Source organism: Lysinibacillus sp. Bpr_S20 (assembly GCF_023337835.1).
In the GTDB taxonomy this organism is placed as follows: Bacteria; Bacillota; Bacilli; order Bacillales_A; family Planococcaceae; genus Lysinibacillus.
On record NZ_JALNLQ010000011.1, the window covers coordinates 60,972 to 76,085 of the forward strand.

Genomic DNA, 15,114 nt, shown 5'->3' on the forward strand with positions numbered 1-15,114 from the left:
ATGTTTACTAGTTTTATCGGAATAAGGCAACCTGAAAACCTCAGATTGCCTTCACTTTTTGCTAAGAATCCCTTTTAACCTTCGCCTCTAGATTGGGCAAGCTTCGATAAGTAGTATTGTTCCTCTCTCAGCATATGATCTGCCATTAGGGCTGTAAAAGTGCCTAATACCTCTGCACTTAGCTCCATCTCCTCTAACTCACGTAAAAAAATTTTGAATAACCCCATTTCTATATCCACATCACGATTAAAACGAGTTAATGCGGGGAATGAGCTTATATTTGAACGCAAATATCCTGTTAGCTCAACTGCTTTTAAATAAAATTGTTCAAAGTGTTGAGCAAAGGTAGTACTTTTCTGCCTCAATCTTCTTTCTACACCATCTAAATCGTCATGAATGATACCTGCATGTCCTGATGCATCTAACAACCAGAGTAAGTGATGATGTAGCTCATGAAAGATTGGTGGGACTTCCCCCTTCTTCAGATAACTAAGTACATTCTGATACTCCTCTAATTCATTCACCATATGATTAATAAAGGTAGGTGATAGATGAATATTAATATTTCCCGTTAATTGCTTTCTAAGGAGATAAAATTTAAATTGCTTTAGTTGTTCTACAGCTTCATCAACTGTAAGTGAAAAGGAAACCGCATTATTGGCATCTATCGAATTAACATAGGCAAGAAGCTGAGAAAATTGAAGAATAAATGAATTCGCTCTTTTAATATCCTCTGTTTCTGATGGATACAATGAATCATGAATAAATTGAGAATGGTCTTTCAGTATCCTTAACCAAAACTTATGTTCAAACACCGCATGTTGTAAGTAATTCGACAACCCGCAACATCCCCTTTATCTATACGTTCCTCTATTCTATTCTTATTGAAAACCTAATATTAATACTTAACCATCAAATATGCCTGTCGCTTTGCTTTCGCTACTAAAAACATTTGTAGCTGTCGCTTTACTTTCGCTACTAAAAACATTTGCTGCAAGAAGTTACATTGTCTTTTCGTATAGGATGAAACGCTTAAAGCTATACTACATAATGCTGAAGAAACGAAACCAAATTTACCTAAAATCAGGAGGGAAAAGGCTTGTCCACAAAAGACAATACATTATCGATTTTCGCCTTAGGTGGCATTAATGAGATTGGCAAAAATATGTATGGAGTACAGTATGGCAATGAAATTTTAATTATCGACTGCGGCGCTAAGTTCCCAGACGAAAGCTTGCTAGGTATTGATTTAATAATCCCTGATATTACGTATCTACTGGAAAATAAAGAAAAAATCAAAGCATTAATTGTGACACATGGTCATGAGGATCATATTGGCGGTATCCCTTATCTGTTAAAAAAAATAAATGTCCCTATTTATGCAACACGTTTTACCCTTGGGTTAATCGAGCTAAAGCTAAAAGAACATAAACTTTTAAGAGAAACCGAATTAAAAGAAATTCATTCTGATTCATCTTTAAATTTCGGACAGGTAGATGTTAGTTTCTTTAGAACAAACCATAGTATACCTGATTGCTTAGGAATCGTTATAAATACACCTGAAGGAAATGTTGTCCACACAGGAGATTTTAAATTTGATTTAACACCTGTCAATAATCAGTTTGCAGATATTCATAAGATGGCTGATATAGGATCAGAAGGTGTGCTATTACTTATTTCTGAAAGTACGAATGCCGAACGACCAGGGTTAACTCCTTCTGAGAAGCTTGTCGGTAATCATATCGAAGATGCATTTTTACATGCCGAGCGTAAAATCGTTATCTCTACATTTGCTTCTAATGTTAATCGCATACAGCAAATTGTAAATGCAGCGATTACTACAAATAGAAAGCTTGCTTTACTTGGCCGTAGTATGGTGAATGTTGTAGATGTTGCACTTGAACGAGGCTATTTAAATATTCCAGAGGATATGTTAATAGATGCACGTGAAGTAAAATATCTTCCACCAGAAGACGTGGTTGTACTTTGTACCGGTAGTCAGGGTGAGCCATTAGCTGCACTCTCTCGCTTGGCAAATGGAAATCATCGCGAAGTCAAAATTTTACCAGATGACACAGTTATTTTAGCTTCATCCCCTATTCCAGGGAATGAAAAGGGTGTATCACGGATTGTTGATAATTTGTTCCAGCTAGGTGCAAAGGTTATATATGGCTCGGCTAGTCATACAGGTATGCACGTTTCAGGTCATGGCTACCAAGAAGATTTAAAACTAATGCTAACGCTAATGAAGCCTAAATTTTTCATTCCGATTCACGGTGAATTCCGTATGTTACATCAGCATCGTTTGCTAGCTGAGTCCGTTGGTGTTAAACGAGGGCATACGTTTATTATGAAAAATGGGGATGTTGTTGATATTGAAAATTCAATGGCTAGACAAACACGTAAAATCCCTTCAGGTGATACTTATGTCGACGGTATCGGTATCGGAGAAGTCGAAGGAATTGTCTTACGAGATCGCAAACAGCTGTCAGAAGACGGTATGCTTGTTATCGTTATCACACTTAATAAAATAGATGGTGCTTTTATTTCAGAGCCAGATACTATTTCCCGAGGCTTTGTTTATGCCAAAGACTTTGAGGACCTTTTAACTAAAGTAAATATTCTAGTCAAAGAGACGGTACATGAACTTCAGGAAGAGAGTAAGCAGCCAATCCATGTCTTAAAAAGAGAAATAAAAAGGGCTGTTGGTCAATACCTATTTACACAAACAAAACGAAAACCAATGATTTTACCAATCATTATCGAAATTTAAAAAAGTCGGTGTACTAGGGGTTACCTTTACACCGACTACATTATTTTACCCTGCATTAATCTTGAAAATTTTATGTAACAGATCATTGTAAAGATACTGAGCCTGACTAAACCCATTTTGTAAACTTTCCGAGTGATTGTCTATTTGATTCGAGAGATTTTCAAAATGCTGCGGTAACCCCTCTACTGCTGTCATCAAAGACGCTCTCTTTTTTAATAAGAGCTGAATCGTATTTAAAACTTGCGCCACATGATGTTGGATATCAATCATCGGAAGATCCATGGATATATGGTACAAATGATGCCATTCTTTATTTGTTTGATACCATCTAAGGAAGTGCAATAAATAATCACTAAAAATAATTGTTTCATCCGGAATAATAGCGATGACATCATTTGCAATACATACTTCAGTTTCGCATTGATAGATATATTTATTTGTTTCCTTCAAATTAGCTTTCGTAAGAATGATGGTTTTAGCCGGTACTGGTGCACACTTAAAATGTTTTTTAAATGTAATATTAACTTTTGGTAATTGTTCAATATCACCATTTAGCATTAGCTTTTTTAAATTTTCTGCTGTAATTAGGGGTACTCCGACGTTTGTAAAATACTTTTTCTTCGGTACTATTTTCCCCTCTTCTATTTTAGCAACCTCATCTAATCGATAACGCTTTACCATGCCTGAATCCTCCAATCCTTAACTTAATTAGCTATACCTTACTGAAGAATCATCAACGCTTTTTTACATAAGTCTTTTCTCTTAATAAACTCTCTACCAAACATTGTACCATTTTACCGTAACTTTATCTCTATTATACCACTATAATGGTATAGGCATTTTCAATGTTTTTCACTAGTTTTTTACATAGAGGTGAATTATATGTCAGACTTTTTAAAGCTAGTAGGCGAACAACTCCGTATTATTAGGGTTTCCAAGGGGCTTAGTCAGGAAGAAGTAGCAGAAAAAACGGGGAAGCTAGGTTTTAGTAAAGGACGAATCTCAAACATTGAACACGGGCAATCTAATATTACATTAAGCACTCTAGAAACTCTGATGAAAGCATTAGATATTGCACCCGAGGAGCTTTTTAATTTTCAAAAATTATCTGGTGTTACTGATATTGAAGAAAAGAACCTTATGCTTGACATACATCGATCAGTATTAAGGGAGCGCAATTTAGACGAGGTGAAATACGTAGTACGCATTACGAATGATTTTTTAAATACTATTGATTCACAATCAAAGAAAAACAGCTCCAATGGTCAGTAACGTTGGCGCTGTTTTTGATGATTAGCTACAAACATATAAAAAATCCATTTAGTCTATAACCAAATGGATCTTTCTATTACATGCCAAATTTTTGACGATAACCACATTTTCTACATAGCTCTTCGACTGCTTCTCTACGTGAAAATCCGTCGACAATATTATTTGCACGTTCTCCTTGAACAATATCTGTGAAGGATGTCTCGTTCACATTCCCTAAATTTATAACGCCCTCGCCATCAAGACAGCATGGCACTACTGTACCGTCCACTAAAATAGCGGCTTGGCTTCTCAGTGCATGGCAAAAGCCTTTGCCTTCATCCTCAGGTTCCAGTAAGCTTGGCCATTTGAATTCATGATCCTGATTTAAATAAACATTATTAGCGATCTTTACACCTTTACCAGGCTGCACTTTTTCTTCGATGCGATAATCAAGATTATATTCATTTTCTAGAATTTCAAGCGTTTCACGATTTCTTCGTGCCGCAATATCTGTCACATGATCCTTTTGTAAATTCCATAAACGATAGGAAATAATTGTATTATATTCTTTTGAATCACGCACAAAGTCTAATATATCCCCTAAATATTTCTCACGATTTTCCGACCCCTCATGACCATCGAAACTGTGCAAAGAAAAATTGATTTGGCGTAATGCCGGTTTCCCTAGTATCTTGTCACGATTCTTTTTAATCAGTGTACCGTTCGTTGTAATGTTAACTTTAAAGCCTTTCTCATGAGCCGCGTCAAGCAGCTGATCAATACGTGGGTGTAATAGTGGCTCCCCTTTAACATGCAAATAAATATATTTCGTATGAGGACGTATTTCATCCAATATTTTATTAAACTGTTCTACTTTAATAAGTCCCTTTGCACGAGCAGTTGGCGGACAAAAACTACATGCTAAATTACAAACACTCGTTATTTCTATATAAACCTTTTTAAATGTTCTCAACGTTGATTCACCGTTCCAGTTCTTCTTATATTCAAATCCTATTCATTTTAACAAATTTTGCGATAAGGAACATTTTTTCAGTCTCCTTCCCTTCAAATTATTTATACATTTTAGGGCTACATAAACAAGTAAGCTAGAGAAAAATTAATAACTTAGTAGTATTGCTGAAATGAAGGAGGTGAAAACGATGCCTGATAAAGAACCCTCAAAGGAACCATCTAAAAATCATTTTATTATCAATCTTACTTTTAATATTGGCAATAAAGAAATCCACTTTGAACAAAGGGCTGGAGGTAAAGGGCAAATAAATAAAGATGTAGGTACTAATGCCAACGAAGGAGGCCAAAATGCCATAAACGGGAGAAGCGGTATTACAGGTGACAATAATGACGAAGTTGGCGGACAACAAGGAATAAAAGTAAGAGACAGTGACACCCCTTTATCTTCGAATCATAGTGAAAGTAGTGAAGATGGAAATGAGTTCTCTCCATTGTTAGATGAAGATAAAAACGCATAAAGTTTATTTGGGCGCAGCATCATAATATCTGTAGCGAAAGCGAAGCGACAGCAAAACGCCCAGCCGGAACGGAAATCACCCCCACATTATGGCGATGAACCTTTATGTAATACTATCAAAAATTAAAACTTCTATCTGCTGGAATATTTCAACCCAACAGATAGAAGTTTTTTTGATTTGGATTATCCACCTAGGAATCACGCCTCACATATTCCGTTTATAATTTTTGGTACCATCATATGAATAAAGCATTGGTTTTCCATCCACATATGTTTCTAAATGAACAGGACGACCCCATAGCTGATAAATATATGGCAAAACATTTTCTAAATAGTGCGGATCAAGCTCCATCCCTTCATATCCATGAACTAAATAAAGCTCTCCGTTACGAAGGTAATCTCCATTTTTAACGACGATATATGGGAAACCTCCGTTTACGCGCATTGATACGAGCTGATCTCGTACCATTTCATGCTCCTTGTCTGTAATACGGTATTCATTTCCCTTTTTCTGGAATAAATAAAGGTCCTCTCGTTTTGCTAAATCCTTCGTTAAATAGTTACGGATAAAGGATATATCCGACTCAATCTCCCTTACCTCGAACATTTTCTCTCGACCTGAGTTCGGTTGAACACCTAGCTTCCTCATCTCCTCTGTCGGATGATTATAGCGGTTTTCTATATCCTCGAAAATTTTCACACCAAGGTAATAAGGATTAATAGTTGTCTTTGAAGGCTGCACAACACCTGCATTTAATTTAGCGTATTCAATTGTTTCCGCTGTCGTTAACTTAAGCTCACGCATAATGCGTTGATGCCAAAAGGAAGCCCAACCCTCATTCATAATTTTTGTCTCTAGTTGTGGCCAAAAATAAAGCATTTCCTCACGCATCATTGTTAAAATATCTCGCTGCCAGTCCTCCAGCTCGCGACTATGTTCCTCTAAAAATAGCAGCAAATCTTTTTCGGGCTTTGGCGGGAAGTTCTTTATTTTTCGCCTTACCGATTTATACTCCGTTTCCTTATCATCTAATCTCCATAGATCATCATACGGTGATCTTGCTTGAGGCATATCTTCTTCATGTTCATCCTCCGTATTCCAAGACAATTTAGGCCGTAAAAGAGATGGATCGATATGCTCCTGAATCGCTAAAACCGCATCTAAAAACTGTTCGACCTCATCCTTTCCATATTCTCTTTCATAGCCAGCAATCCGTTCAGCTGTTGCAGTCATACTCTCCACCATATCTCTCCTAGTATTGGAGAAGCGTACATTATTTTTAAAGAAATCACAGTGCGCCAATACATGCGCAATAATTAATTTATTTTGTGTTAACGTATTTGTATCAAGTAAAAATGCATAGCACGGGTTTGAATTTATCACTAGCTCATAGATTTGACTTAACCCTAAATCATATTGAAGCTTCATTTTGTGAAATTGTTTACCGAAGCTCCAATGTGAAAATCGAGTAGGCATACCATATGCGCCAAATGTATAAATAATATCTGCCGGACATATTTCATAGCGCATTGGAAAAAAATCTAAGCCAAAGCTTGAGGCAATTTCTGTAATTTCATCAATCGCTCGTTCAAGCTCGTTCATCTCCACTTTTCCGTCCCCTCCCTTGAACATGATTTACGTTTCACTTTTTTTGAAAAAGCTCTTTAAGGCATCGTACACATCACCTTTTTTTCTCAAAATATGATATCTAAATTTAGGGTCATCTATTTTTTTGTAAGTGTACATAAGTGTAGAGAAGCGGTTATGCTGATTGACCTCACCGTATCCAAACATGCTCGATACTTCCATTAACTCTGCCACTAGCTTCAAGCACTTTTCATTATCCATTGATATATTTTCACCATCTGAAAAATGTACAGGATAAATATTATAGCGAGCAGGATTATACTTTTCGTGAACTAGTTCCAATGCCTTTTTATAAGCAGATGAACAAATCGTTCCACCACTTTCTCCCTTCGTGAAAAACTCCTCTTCTGTCACTACCTTTGCCTCGGTATGATGCGCAATAAACTCAATTTCCACTGTTTCATACTTAGAGCGCAAAAATTTAGTCATCCAAAAGAAGAAGCTCCTTGCGCAATATTTTTCGAAGGAGCCCATCGAGCCACTTGTATCCATCATGGCAAGGACCACTGCCTTTGACTCCGGTTTTTCTACTTCATCCCACGTTTTAAAACGTAGATCATCATTATGAATTGGCGTAATTTCTGCTTTTCCTTGCATAGCGTTACGCTTTAGCGCATTGAGAATTGTGCGCTTTTTATCCACATTTCCCATTAAACCTTTTTTCCGAATATCGTTAAACTCAATTTTTTCCGTCTTAATATCCGTTTTTTCTTTTTGCTGTAAGTTTGGAAGCTCAAGCTCGTTAAATAACACATTTTGAACCTCTTCGATGCTTACTTCAGCTTCATAATAATCATGACCTGGCTTGTCACCAGCTTCTTTTCCTTTACCATTAGCCTGATTGCCTTTGCTGGCATCGCGCGCAACTACATCACCTACATTACTTTCTCCTTGACCTTGGCCAACATGCTTGGAATTATCATAGTTATATCGAATTTTATATTCATCAAGTGAACGAATAGGTATTTTAATTACCTCGCGACCATTGGACATGACAATACTTTCTTCACTAACTAAATCAGGTAAATTATTCTTAATAGCATCTTTTACTTTTTCCATATGCCGTTGCTGATCTTGGTGCCCTTTACGATGGAGGGACCAATTTTCCTGAGAAATGGCAAAGCGTTTATTTTCGTTTTCAGTCATTTTTATCCTCACCCATCTATCAAATTCGCTTTTTTCTATACTATGCTGGTGATTCACTTTCATGAACTATCAATTATGCCTCAGCATCATTCCGTAACATCCGCCGGAGGCTTTAGGCCAACGTGATGTTACTTGCAAAAAAGTTAAAATGAAGATAAAAGGAGTGCCCTAAAATGGGACACTCCTATTCATTCCTATCAATAGTCTTATAGTTTCCACTGAATAGGTCAGTCAAAGTCATTAACGATTTAACAGACTACCTACATACTGCAATAACTCATTAGCAGAAGTTGTATTATAGCCATGCTCATCAACAAGTCTCGCCACAACCTCATTAATCTTCTTAAGCTGTGACTCATCCGGCATTTTTGAGGATGTTGTAATTTTTACGACATCCTTAAGATCCGCAAATAGTTTCTTCTGTATGGCTTCTCGTAATCTTTCATGAGAATTATAATCAAAACGCTTCCCTTTTCGAGCATAAGCAGAGATACGAATTAATATCTCCTCTCGGAATGCTTTTTTCGCATTTTCCGAAATGCCAATTTGCTCCTCAATAGAGCGCATTAATTTTTCATCAGGATTCATTTCCTCACCAGTCAATGGATCGAAAATTTTATTTTTATTACAAAACGCTTCTACATTATCAAGATAATTATTCATCAATGTTTTTGCAGACTCTTCATACGAATAAACGAATGCTTTTTGCACTTCATTTTTGGCAATTTCATCATACTCTCTTCGAGCAACTGCAATATAGTTCATATATTTTTCTCGATCTTCCTGAGAAATGGAAGCGTGCTGGTCAAGCCCATCCTTAAGTGCACGCAGAACATCTAACGCATTGATAGATGGTACCTCTTTTCGGATAATAGCAGAAGAAATACGATTAATAATATACCGTGGATCAATACCGTTCATGCCTTCGTTCGGAAACTCTTTTTTAAGCTCCTCTAAGTCAACGGAATTAAATCCCTCCACATTTTCTCCGTCGTACAGTCTCATTTTTTTAATAAGATCCACACCTTGTTTTTTCGGTACTTCAAGTCTTGTTAGAACCGAAAAGATTGCTGCGGCCTTCAATGCATGCGGCGCAATATGAACATGTGACATATCGCTTTCTTTAATCATTTTTTCGTAAATCAATTCTTCCTGACTTACTTTTAAGTTATACGGAATCGGCATGACAATAATTCGTGAATGTAACGCCTCATTCTTTTTATTTGAAATAAATGAACGATACTCTGTTTCGTTCGTATGCGCAACAATTAACTCATCTGCACTAATTAATGCAAACCTACCTGCTTTAAAATTTCCTTCCTGCGTTAAAGATAATAAATTCCACAAGAATTTCTCATCGAGCTTTAACATTTCTTGGAATTCCATCATACCTCTATTTGCCTTATTTAGTTCACCATCAAAACGATAAGCACGAGGGTCAGATTCAGAACCAAATTCTCCAATTGTTGAGAAATCAATACTACCTGTTAAGTCAGCAATATCCTGCGATTTTGGATCTGATGGCGTAAATGTTCCTATACCCACACGTTTGTCTTCAGAAAAAGTAATACGTTCAATCATTACATTTTCGATACGTCCGTCGTACTCCTTTTCAAGACGCATCGTATTTAAAGGCGATAAGCTTCCTTCAATTCGTATACCATACTCCTCATAAAATTCATTACGTAAATGATGCGGAATTAAATGTAAGGGATCCTCATGCATTGGACATCCCTTAATGGCGAAAACTGCGCCTTCATCTGTTCTCGAAAATTGCTCGAGTCCACGTTTCAACAAGGTCACTATTGTTGATTTACCACCACTTACTGGTCCCATTAATAACAAAATACGTTTTCTAACATCCAATCTTCGCGCTGCTGGATGGAAATATTCCTCCACCAGTCTTTCAATTGCTGTTTCAAGCCCAAAAATTTCCTGACCGAAAAATTTATACATTTTTTGCCCATCGCGTTCCTCTACACCAGCACTTTTTACCATATTGTAGACGCGTGAATGGGCTGTTTGAGCAACTTCAGGTCTTTCCTTGATGATGTTTAAATAATCTGCAAATGTTCCTTCCCACTTCAGCCGATTTTCTTCTTCGCGATAGCTTTTCACTTTATCTAAAATGTTGATAGCCTTCCCTCCATTCAGGGCTTGATTTATAACATAGTATGAAGGAAAAGACATTATGATACCCATTACTTTTTCTTTGTCAAAGTTTCTTCTTATATTGCCTATATTTTTTTTGCTGAACGAAAGAATGAATTGAAACATTATTCATTTCGACTGGCATTTTATTGGCACATCACCAAAAGTTTGGGATGACATTTATTAAAACATTTGCTATGTATATAAGTTGATTGGAGTGGAGGATGGGCGACTCTTCGGGGATTAGCGTCACAGATGAGACCCTGGAGCGAGCACATAGAGGAACGAAGGCTAAGAGCATCACATCCTGTGATAACGCCTTCGTGACCAACATCCTGCTGTTGCTGTCGCTGCGCTTTCGCACAAACAAAACCCTCTGCTGCCGCTGCGTTAACACTACGCTTTCGCGCAAAAAACATCTGTTGGCCCAAGCGGCTCATCGGACGCCCCCAGGAAGCTTTGCTCTGTGCGAAAGCGAAGCGTCAGCTACAATGTTTTATCTGTAGCGAAAGCGAAGCGTCAGCTACAATGTTTTATCTGCGCGAAAGCGAAGCGTCAGCGGCAAAGCGCCCAGCCGGAACGGAAATCAACCACACGCTATGAGCCAGGTTTTTTTACAAAAATTGCTCATTTCTACATCTTTGTATTCCCACAAAAAGTACTGAATGAAGATAAAAAATTCGGTTATTCTAACGTTAGAAAGGAGGTCCATTATTGAATCGCCATTTTTTATTCCTTTTCTCATGGATGCTATTTTGGAGTTTTACTCTCCCCACTTTTGCTTTTGCAAAAGAAGAACCCAATCAAGAAGAAATTGTGCAGCAACGTATGGCCTATTACGTACAATTTGACGAATTACTCATTCCATGGCATTTCTTAGCAGCCATTGACCAATATGAACGCAATTTACAATCAGTTCGTAAAGATATTCCGAAAAGGGATGGTATTATCGCCATTCAATTTTCTGATGAATATTGGTCAGGTGCTTTAAATCCTGTACGAGATGATACCCGCCCAGAAACAATTAGTTACTTTGGCGGAATGGGACTAGACGGCAATGGTGATGGAGTTGCCAGCCCAAAGGATGATGCCGATACCATATTCTCCATGGCTACTTTTTTAAGTAAATTTGGAACGACAGATGAGGACTTTAAATTAGCTTTATGGGAATATTACGGGAGTGAACAAGCCGTAAATCAAATCTTCACCATTTCCAAAATGTATAGTCATTTCAAAACAACTGAGCTCGATAATCACACATTCCCAATCCCTACTAATTACGATTACAGTTATCGGAGCACATGGGGTGACAATCGGGGCTGGGGTGGACGCCGTATTCACGAAGGGACAGATATTTTCGCTAGCTATGGTACTCCAGTACTTTCTACTTCTTACGGAATAGTCGAAATAAAGGGCTGGAACCAATTTGGTGGTTGGCGCATAGGAATTCGAGATAACCATAACTCATATCATTATTATGCCCATCTTGGTAGTTATAATAAGAAGATTAAAGTAGGAGACCTTGTCGAACCTGGAACTGTTCTCGGTTATGTTGGTAGCTCTGGCTACGGAAAAGAAGGAACGTCAGGAAAATTCCCACCTCATCTTCACTATGGAATATACAAGTTCAATGGACGTACAGAATGGGCATTTGATCCATATCCATCATTACTACAATGGGAGCGAATAGCTAAAAAAGAAAAAAAATAAAATTCGGAGCGCTTGGTGCAGCAAGTGCTTTTTCTCATTAAGTAGGAAAAAATACATAAATGTATTAAAAAAACTCCATAATTACACTGTAGACATATATTTTTAACTACCTATCTCATGAACACGAAAATGTTATTGTACTAAAAAACCATTTTTCATTTTTCCATTAAAAGGGCTTATTTATATAAAGATTTAGTTATAAAATAATATTTGTACTATAACAATTTATTTTGCAAAAACCATTTAGCAAAGGGTGGGAAAAGATGAAAGGTTTTTTTCAGTTTAAAACACTTAAAGCTCGAATATTAAGTGCATTTATTCTTTTATTAGTATTAGTTGTTTGTTTTACAACCTTTACTTACATTTCTAATAATAAGATGGAAAAACAAGCAGAAAGTTTAGTGCAAGAAGATTTACTTGTCTTAACTGCTAGTAAAAATTTAGCTATGTCAATGAGTGTTCGTCTCTCTGCAGCTTTAAGTTATGTCGTATCTGGTGAAGAAAAATACATAGAAACGTTTAATGAATATCGTCAAATTGCTGAGGAAAACAATAGTATTGTGGAGAAATACGAAAATACGCCTGAGCGTGCGGCGCTAGTAGAAATGGCACGCACATGGAGTAATCGCGTGAATACCGAAGTATTCGATGTTTATAAAAAAGGGGATAAACAATTAGCATTAAAAAATTTAACAGCTATCAATAATCTGGTAACCGACGTGCGTGTTGGTTATGAAGAATTAGCCAATAAACGCTCAGATGCCATTACTACGGTAGGAGATGACGTAGTATCAACAAGTTTAAACAATAAAATAGTTGGACTGATTGTTAGCATAGTATTGACAATCGCAGGTGTCCTAATCGCTATTGTCACTGCTAGAGATATTTCAAAACCTATTACCATCGTTTCAACGCGTATGAATGAATTAGCGGACGGTAACTTGCAACATGAACTACTTCCAATAACTCATCGTGATGAAATTGGTCAATTAATGCGTTCCGCCAATGAAATGAATGAAAAATTAAAGCAAACCATAAGCTCCATCCATACGGTTTCTCAAACAGTAGCAGCTAGTAGTGAAGAGCTAGCCCAATCTTCTAATGAGGTACAGTCAGGCACAGAACAAATTACCGTGACAATGCAGGAGCTAGCCTCAGGCACAGAAACACAAGCATCTACAGCAGGTGATTTAGCCGAAACAATGGCTTCTTTCCAGCGCAGTATCCATGAAACAACACAGGAAGGTATTGAATTAAAAGAGCATTCAAGTCATGTACAAGAACTAACAACAACAGGTAAAGACTTAATGAAACAATCAACACAACAAATGACTACTATAAATGAGATCGTTTTAGATTCAGTGAAAAAAGTAGAAGGCTTAAATAGGCAGTCTGCTGAAATTACCAAGCTAGTTTCTGTCATTGATGATATTTCAAATCAAACAAATTTACTTGCCTTAAATGCTGCCATCGAAGCAGCTCGCGCAGGAGAACATGGTAAAGGTTTTGCAGTTGTAGCTGATGAAGTTCGTAAGCTTGCCGAACAAGTACAATTCTCTGTCACTGATATTTCAACAATCGTCAACCGCATACAAGGTGAAACTAGCAATGTAACAACCGCTCTACAATCCGGGTATAATGAAGTAAAAAGAGGAACAGCACAACTAAATCAAACAAATGAAACATTCGACCAAATTTCGGATGCAGTTGCAGAAATGATTCTTAACATAAATACCATTTCAAGCAATATAAATAAAGTAGCTCAAAATTCACAGTCTATCAATACCTCTGTTGATGAAATGGCTTCTATTTCTCAAGAGTCTGCAGCTGGTGTAGAACAAACAACAGCAACTGTAGAGGAAACTGCCGCTACGATGGAGGAAATTTCAAGAAGTGCAAATCAGCTTGCTAGTATGGCGGAAGAGCTAAATATCCAATTACAGCAATTTAAAATTTAAATTAGGATTCTTAATTTGGAGAACGTGAATGTGTTGAGTCTCTAACGGAGTTCTTTGGTACCCCGACCGGTTTGGAGTTGAGCGGATCACTTTTTGAGCTTACCCGAGCAGTTTGGAGTCAGAGCGGATCACTTCTTTGGCTTACCCGAGCACTTTGAGAAGATACCGGATCACTTCTTTGGTTCACCCGAGCACTTTGGTTCACTACCTGAGCGTTTAGAATCTCTACCTAAAAAGCTATCTCGATATTAATTCGAGATAGCTTTCTTACTACATATTCGTTTATTGCCACTGTCTAATTGGCACCCTTTCAAGCTCATAACGTTTTATAATAACACTGATCTTCTGAAACCATTCCTCACATGACTCTAGCGCCTCTTGATACTCATCTTCTTCTCTTGATAAAGGCTCATCGCTATCCAGAAAAACATATTCTAGAATAGGATCAGATAAGTTATCCGCTACAATTTTTAACGTCAATTGAGACACAGTGTTATACTCAGGGTCCTTTTCATCGTATTCGTATTCCTCTTCTATATCCAGTTCTTCTCCAAGTAATGAGCCACTTATTAAAGTATTGCTAGTCCTAGCAATATACATTTCGTCCTCTACTATAGCAACTTCATATATTTTATTGAATGGAATTTCTTTTTTTATCAAATCTTCTTCTAAATCTTCTCTACTTACGAGAAAAAGTTTATTTGTAGGTTCATTTAATAATAAAGCATTTAAACAATCATTTGAGATGATGCAATGTGTATGAGGAATTGCCTTAAGCTCCTCCTCACTTGCCTCTTTCATTGCATTAAATAGATTGTTATAGATATATTGTTCTTTTACAAATCGAATAATCCCTGCGATTAAAAGTCCTAAACCAATGATAAAAAAAACTTTACTAAAAATAGCAGATTCGAATGACTTTGCTAGTAATAAATAGATTATCCCTAGAAAGAAAAGAAAAAAGGTTTTCATCCATATCCCACCCTCA

14 protein-coding genes are annotated in these 15,114 nt (G+C 37.0%); 6 read left to right on the forward strand and 8 right to left on the reverse strand.

Features of this window, described 5'->3' with window-relative positions:
• Window positions 1-74: 74 nt before the first annotated feature.
• Window positions 75-839: a DUF2935 domain-containing protein gene (locus MWJ95_RS20790; RefSeq protein ID WP_249075496.1), complete on the reverse strand. Its 765-nt coding sequence runs from the start codon at window positions 837-839 to the stop codon at window positions 75-77.
• Between the two features lie 260 nt (window positions 840-1,099).
• On the opposite strand from MWJ95_RS20790, the gene MWJ95_RS20795 reads away from it, so the two are divergent.
• Window positions 1,100-2,773, forward strand: a complete 1,674-nt coding sequence (locus MWJ95_RS20795; RefSeq protein ID WP_249075495.1) for a ribonuclease J — start codon at window positions 1,100-1,102, stop codon at window positions 2,771-2,773.
• A 45-nt stretch (window positions 2,774-2,818) separates the two neighbouring features.
• Here MWJ95_RS20795 and MWJ95_RS20800 read toward each other — a convergent pair whose 3' ends face one another.
• Window positions 2,819-3,454 (reverse strand): restriction endonuclease subunit S, encoded by a 636-nt coding sequence (locus MWJ95_RS20800; RefSeq protein ID WP_249075494.1) that lies wholly within the window; start codon window positions 3,452-3,454, stop codon window positions 2,819-2,821.
• 201 nt (window positions 3,455-3,655) lie between these two features.
• Here MWJ95_RS20800 and MWJ95_RS20805 point away from each other — a divergent pair, with 201 nt between their 5' ends.
• Complete coding sequence (locus tag MWJ95_RS20805) at window positions 3,656-4,045, forward strand: helix-turn-helix domain-containing protein (RefSeq protein ID WP_249075493.1); 390 nt, start codon at window positions 3,656-3,658, stop codon at window positions 4,043-4,045.
• Window positions 4,046-4,121: 76 nt separating this feature from the next.
• Here the strand turns inward: MWJ95_RS20805 and MWJ95_RS20810 are convergent, their stop codons facing one another.
• On the reverse strand, window positions 4,122-4,997 hold the full coding sequence (locus tag MWJ95_RS20810) for a radical SAM/SPASM domain-containing protein (protein ID WP_249075492.1): 876 nt from the start codon (window positions 4,995-4,997) through the stop codon (window positions 4,122-4,124).
• Window positions 4,998-5,184: 187 nt separating this feature from the next.
• Between MWJ95_RS20810 and MWJ95_RS20815 the strand changes: the two genes are divergently transcribed.
• Window positions 5,185-5,514: a hypothetical protein gene (locus MWJ95_RS20815; RefSeq protein ID WP_249107141.1), complete on the forward strand. Its 330-nt coding sequence runs from the start codon at window positions 5,185-5,187 to the stop codon at window positions 5,512-5,514.
• 204 nt (window positions 5,515-5,718) lie between these two features.
• On the opposite strand, the gene MWJ95_RS20820 is transcribed toward MWJ95_RS20815, so the two are convergent.
• The 4 genes from MWJ95_RS20820 to MWJ95_RS20835 form a co-directional block, all read right to left on the reverse strand.
• Window positions 5,719-7,116, reverse strand: coding sequence for a SpoVR family protein (locus MWJ95_RS20820; protein ID WP_249075549.1), 1,398 nt, complete (start codon window positions 7,114-7,116; stop codon window positions 5,719-5,721).
• A gap of 33 nt (window positions 7,117-7,149) precedes the next feature.
• Window positions 7,150-8,307 (reverse strand): sporulation protein YhbH, encoded by a 1,158-nt coding sequence (gene yhbH / locus MWJ95_RS20825; protein ID WP_249107142.1) that lies wholly within the window; start codon window positions 8,305-8,307, stop codon window positions 7,150-7,152.
• Window positions 8,308-8,547: 240 nt separating this feature from the next.
• Window positions 8,548-10,443: a PrkA family serine protein kinase gene (locus MWJ95_RS20830; RefSeq protein WP_249075548.1), complete on the reverse strand. Its 1,896-nt coding sequence runs from the start codon at window positions 10,441-10,443 to the stop codon at window positions 8,548-8,550.
• A gap of 161 nt (window positions 10,444-10,604) precedes the next feature.
• The gene (locus tag MWJ95_RS20835) at window positions 10,605-10,898 is read right to left on the reverse strand and encodes a hypothetical protein (protein WP_249107143.1); all 294 of its coding nucleotides are present in this window, start codon (window positions 10,896-10,898) and stop codon (window positions 10,605-10,607) included.
• Window positions 10,899-10,924: 26 nt separating this feature from the next.
• Here MWJ95_RS20835 and MWJ95_RS20840 point away from each other — a divergent pair, with 26 nt between their 5' ends.
• The 3 genes from MWJ95_RS20840 (at window position 10,925) to MWJ95_RS20850 (ending at window position 14,126) form a co-directional block, all read left to right on the forward strand.
• Window positions 10,925-11,176, forward strand: coding sequence for a hypothetical protein (locus MWJ95_RS20840; RefSeq protein WP_249075489.1), 252 nt, complete (start codon window positions 10,925-10,927; stop codon window positions 11,174-11,176).
• Window positions 11,173-12,168 (forward strand): M23 family metallopeptidase, encoded by a 996-nt coding sequence (locus tag MWJ95_RS20845; RefSeq protein ID WP_249075488.1) that lies wholly within the window; start codon window positions 11,173-11,175, stop codon window positions 12,166-12,168. Before MWJ95_RS20840 ends, MWJ95_RS20845 begins: the two co-directional genes overlap by 4 nt.
• A gap of 263 nt (window positions 12,169-12,431) precedes the next feature.
• Window positions 12,432-14,126, forward strand: a complete 1,695-nt coding sequence (locus MWJ95_RS20850; RefSeq protein WP_249107144.1) for a methyl-accepting chemotaxis protein — start codon at window positions 12,432-12,434, stop codon at window positions 14,124-14,126.
• Between the two features lie 282 nt (window positions 14,127-14,408).
• On the opposite strand, the gene MWJ95_RS20855 is transcribed toward MWJ95_RS20850, so the two are convergent.
• Complete coding sequence (locus MWJ95_RS20855; protein ID WP_249107145.1) at window positions 14,409-15,098, reverse strand: hypothetical protein; 690 nt, start codon at window positions 15,096-15,098, stop codon at window positions 14,409-14,411.
• Between the last annotated feature and the right edge of the window lie 16 nt (window positions 15,099-15,114).

What these genes read in the sequence shown, in the direction of transcription:
- MWJ95_RS20850 (WP_249107144.1), top strand. Translation starts at nt 12,432, where the DNA reads ATGAAAGGTTTTTTTCAGTTTAAAACACTTAAAGCTCGAATATTAAGT.
- MWJ95_RS20820 (WP_249075549.1), bottom strand. Translation starts at nt 7,116, where the DNA reads ATGAACGAGCTTGAACGAGCGATTGATGAAATTACAGAAATTGCCTCA.
- MWJ95_RS20855 (WP_249107145.1), bottom strand. Translation starts at nt 15,098, where the DNA reads ATGAAAACCTTTTTTCTTTTCTTTCTAGGGATAATCTATTTATTACTA.
- MWJ95_RS20805 (WP_249075493.1), top strand. Translation starts at nt 3,656, where the DNA reads ATGTCAGACTTTTTAAAGCTAGTAGGCGAACAACTCCGTATTATTAGG.
- yhbH (WP_249107142.1), bottom strand. Translation starts at nt 8,307, where the DNA reads ATGACTGAAAACGAAAATAAACGCTTTGCCATTTCTCAGGAAAATTGG.
- MWJ95_RS20815 (WP_249107141.1), top strand. Translation starts at nt 5,185, where the DNA reads ATGCCTGATAAAGAACCCTCAAAGGAACCATCTAAAAATCATTTTATT.
- MWJ95_RS20835 (WP_249107143.1), bottom strand. Translation starts at nt 10,898, where the DNA reads ATGAGCCGCTTGGGCCAACAGATGTTTTTTGCGCGAAAGCGTAGTGTT.
- MWJ95_RS20800 (WP_249075494.1), bottom strand. Translation starts at nt 3,454, where the DNA reads ATGGTAAAGCGTTATCGATTAGATGAGGTTGCTAAAATAGAAGAGGGG.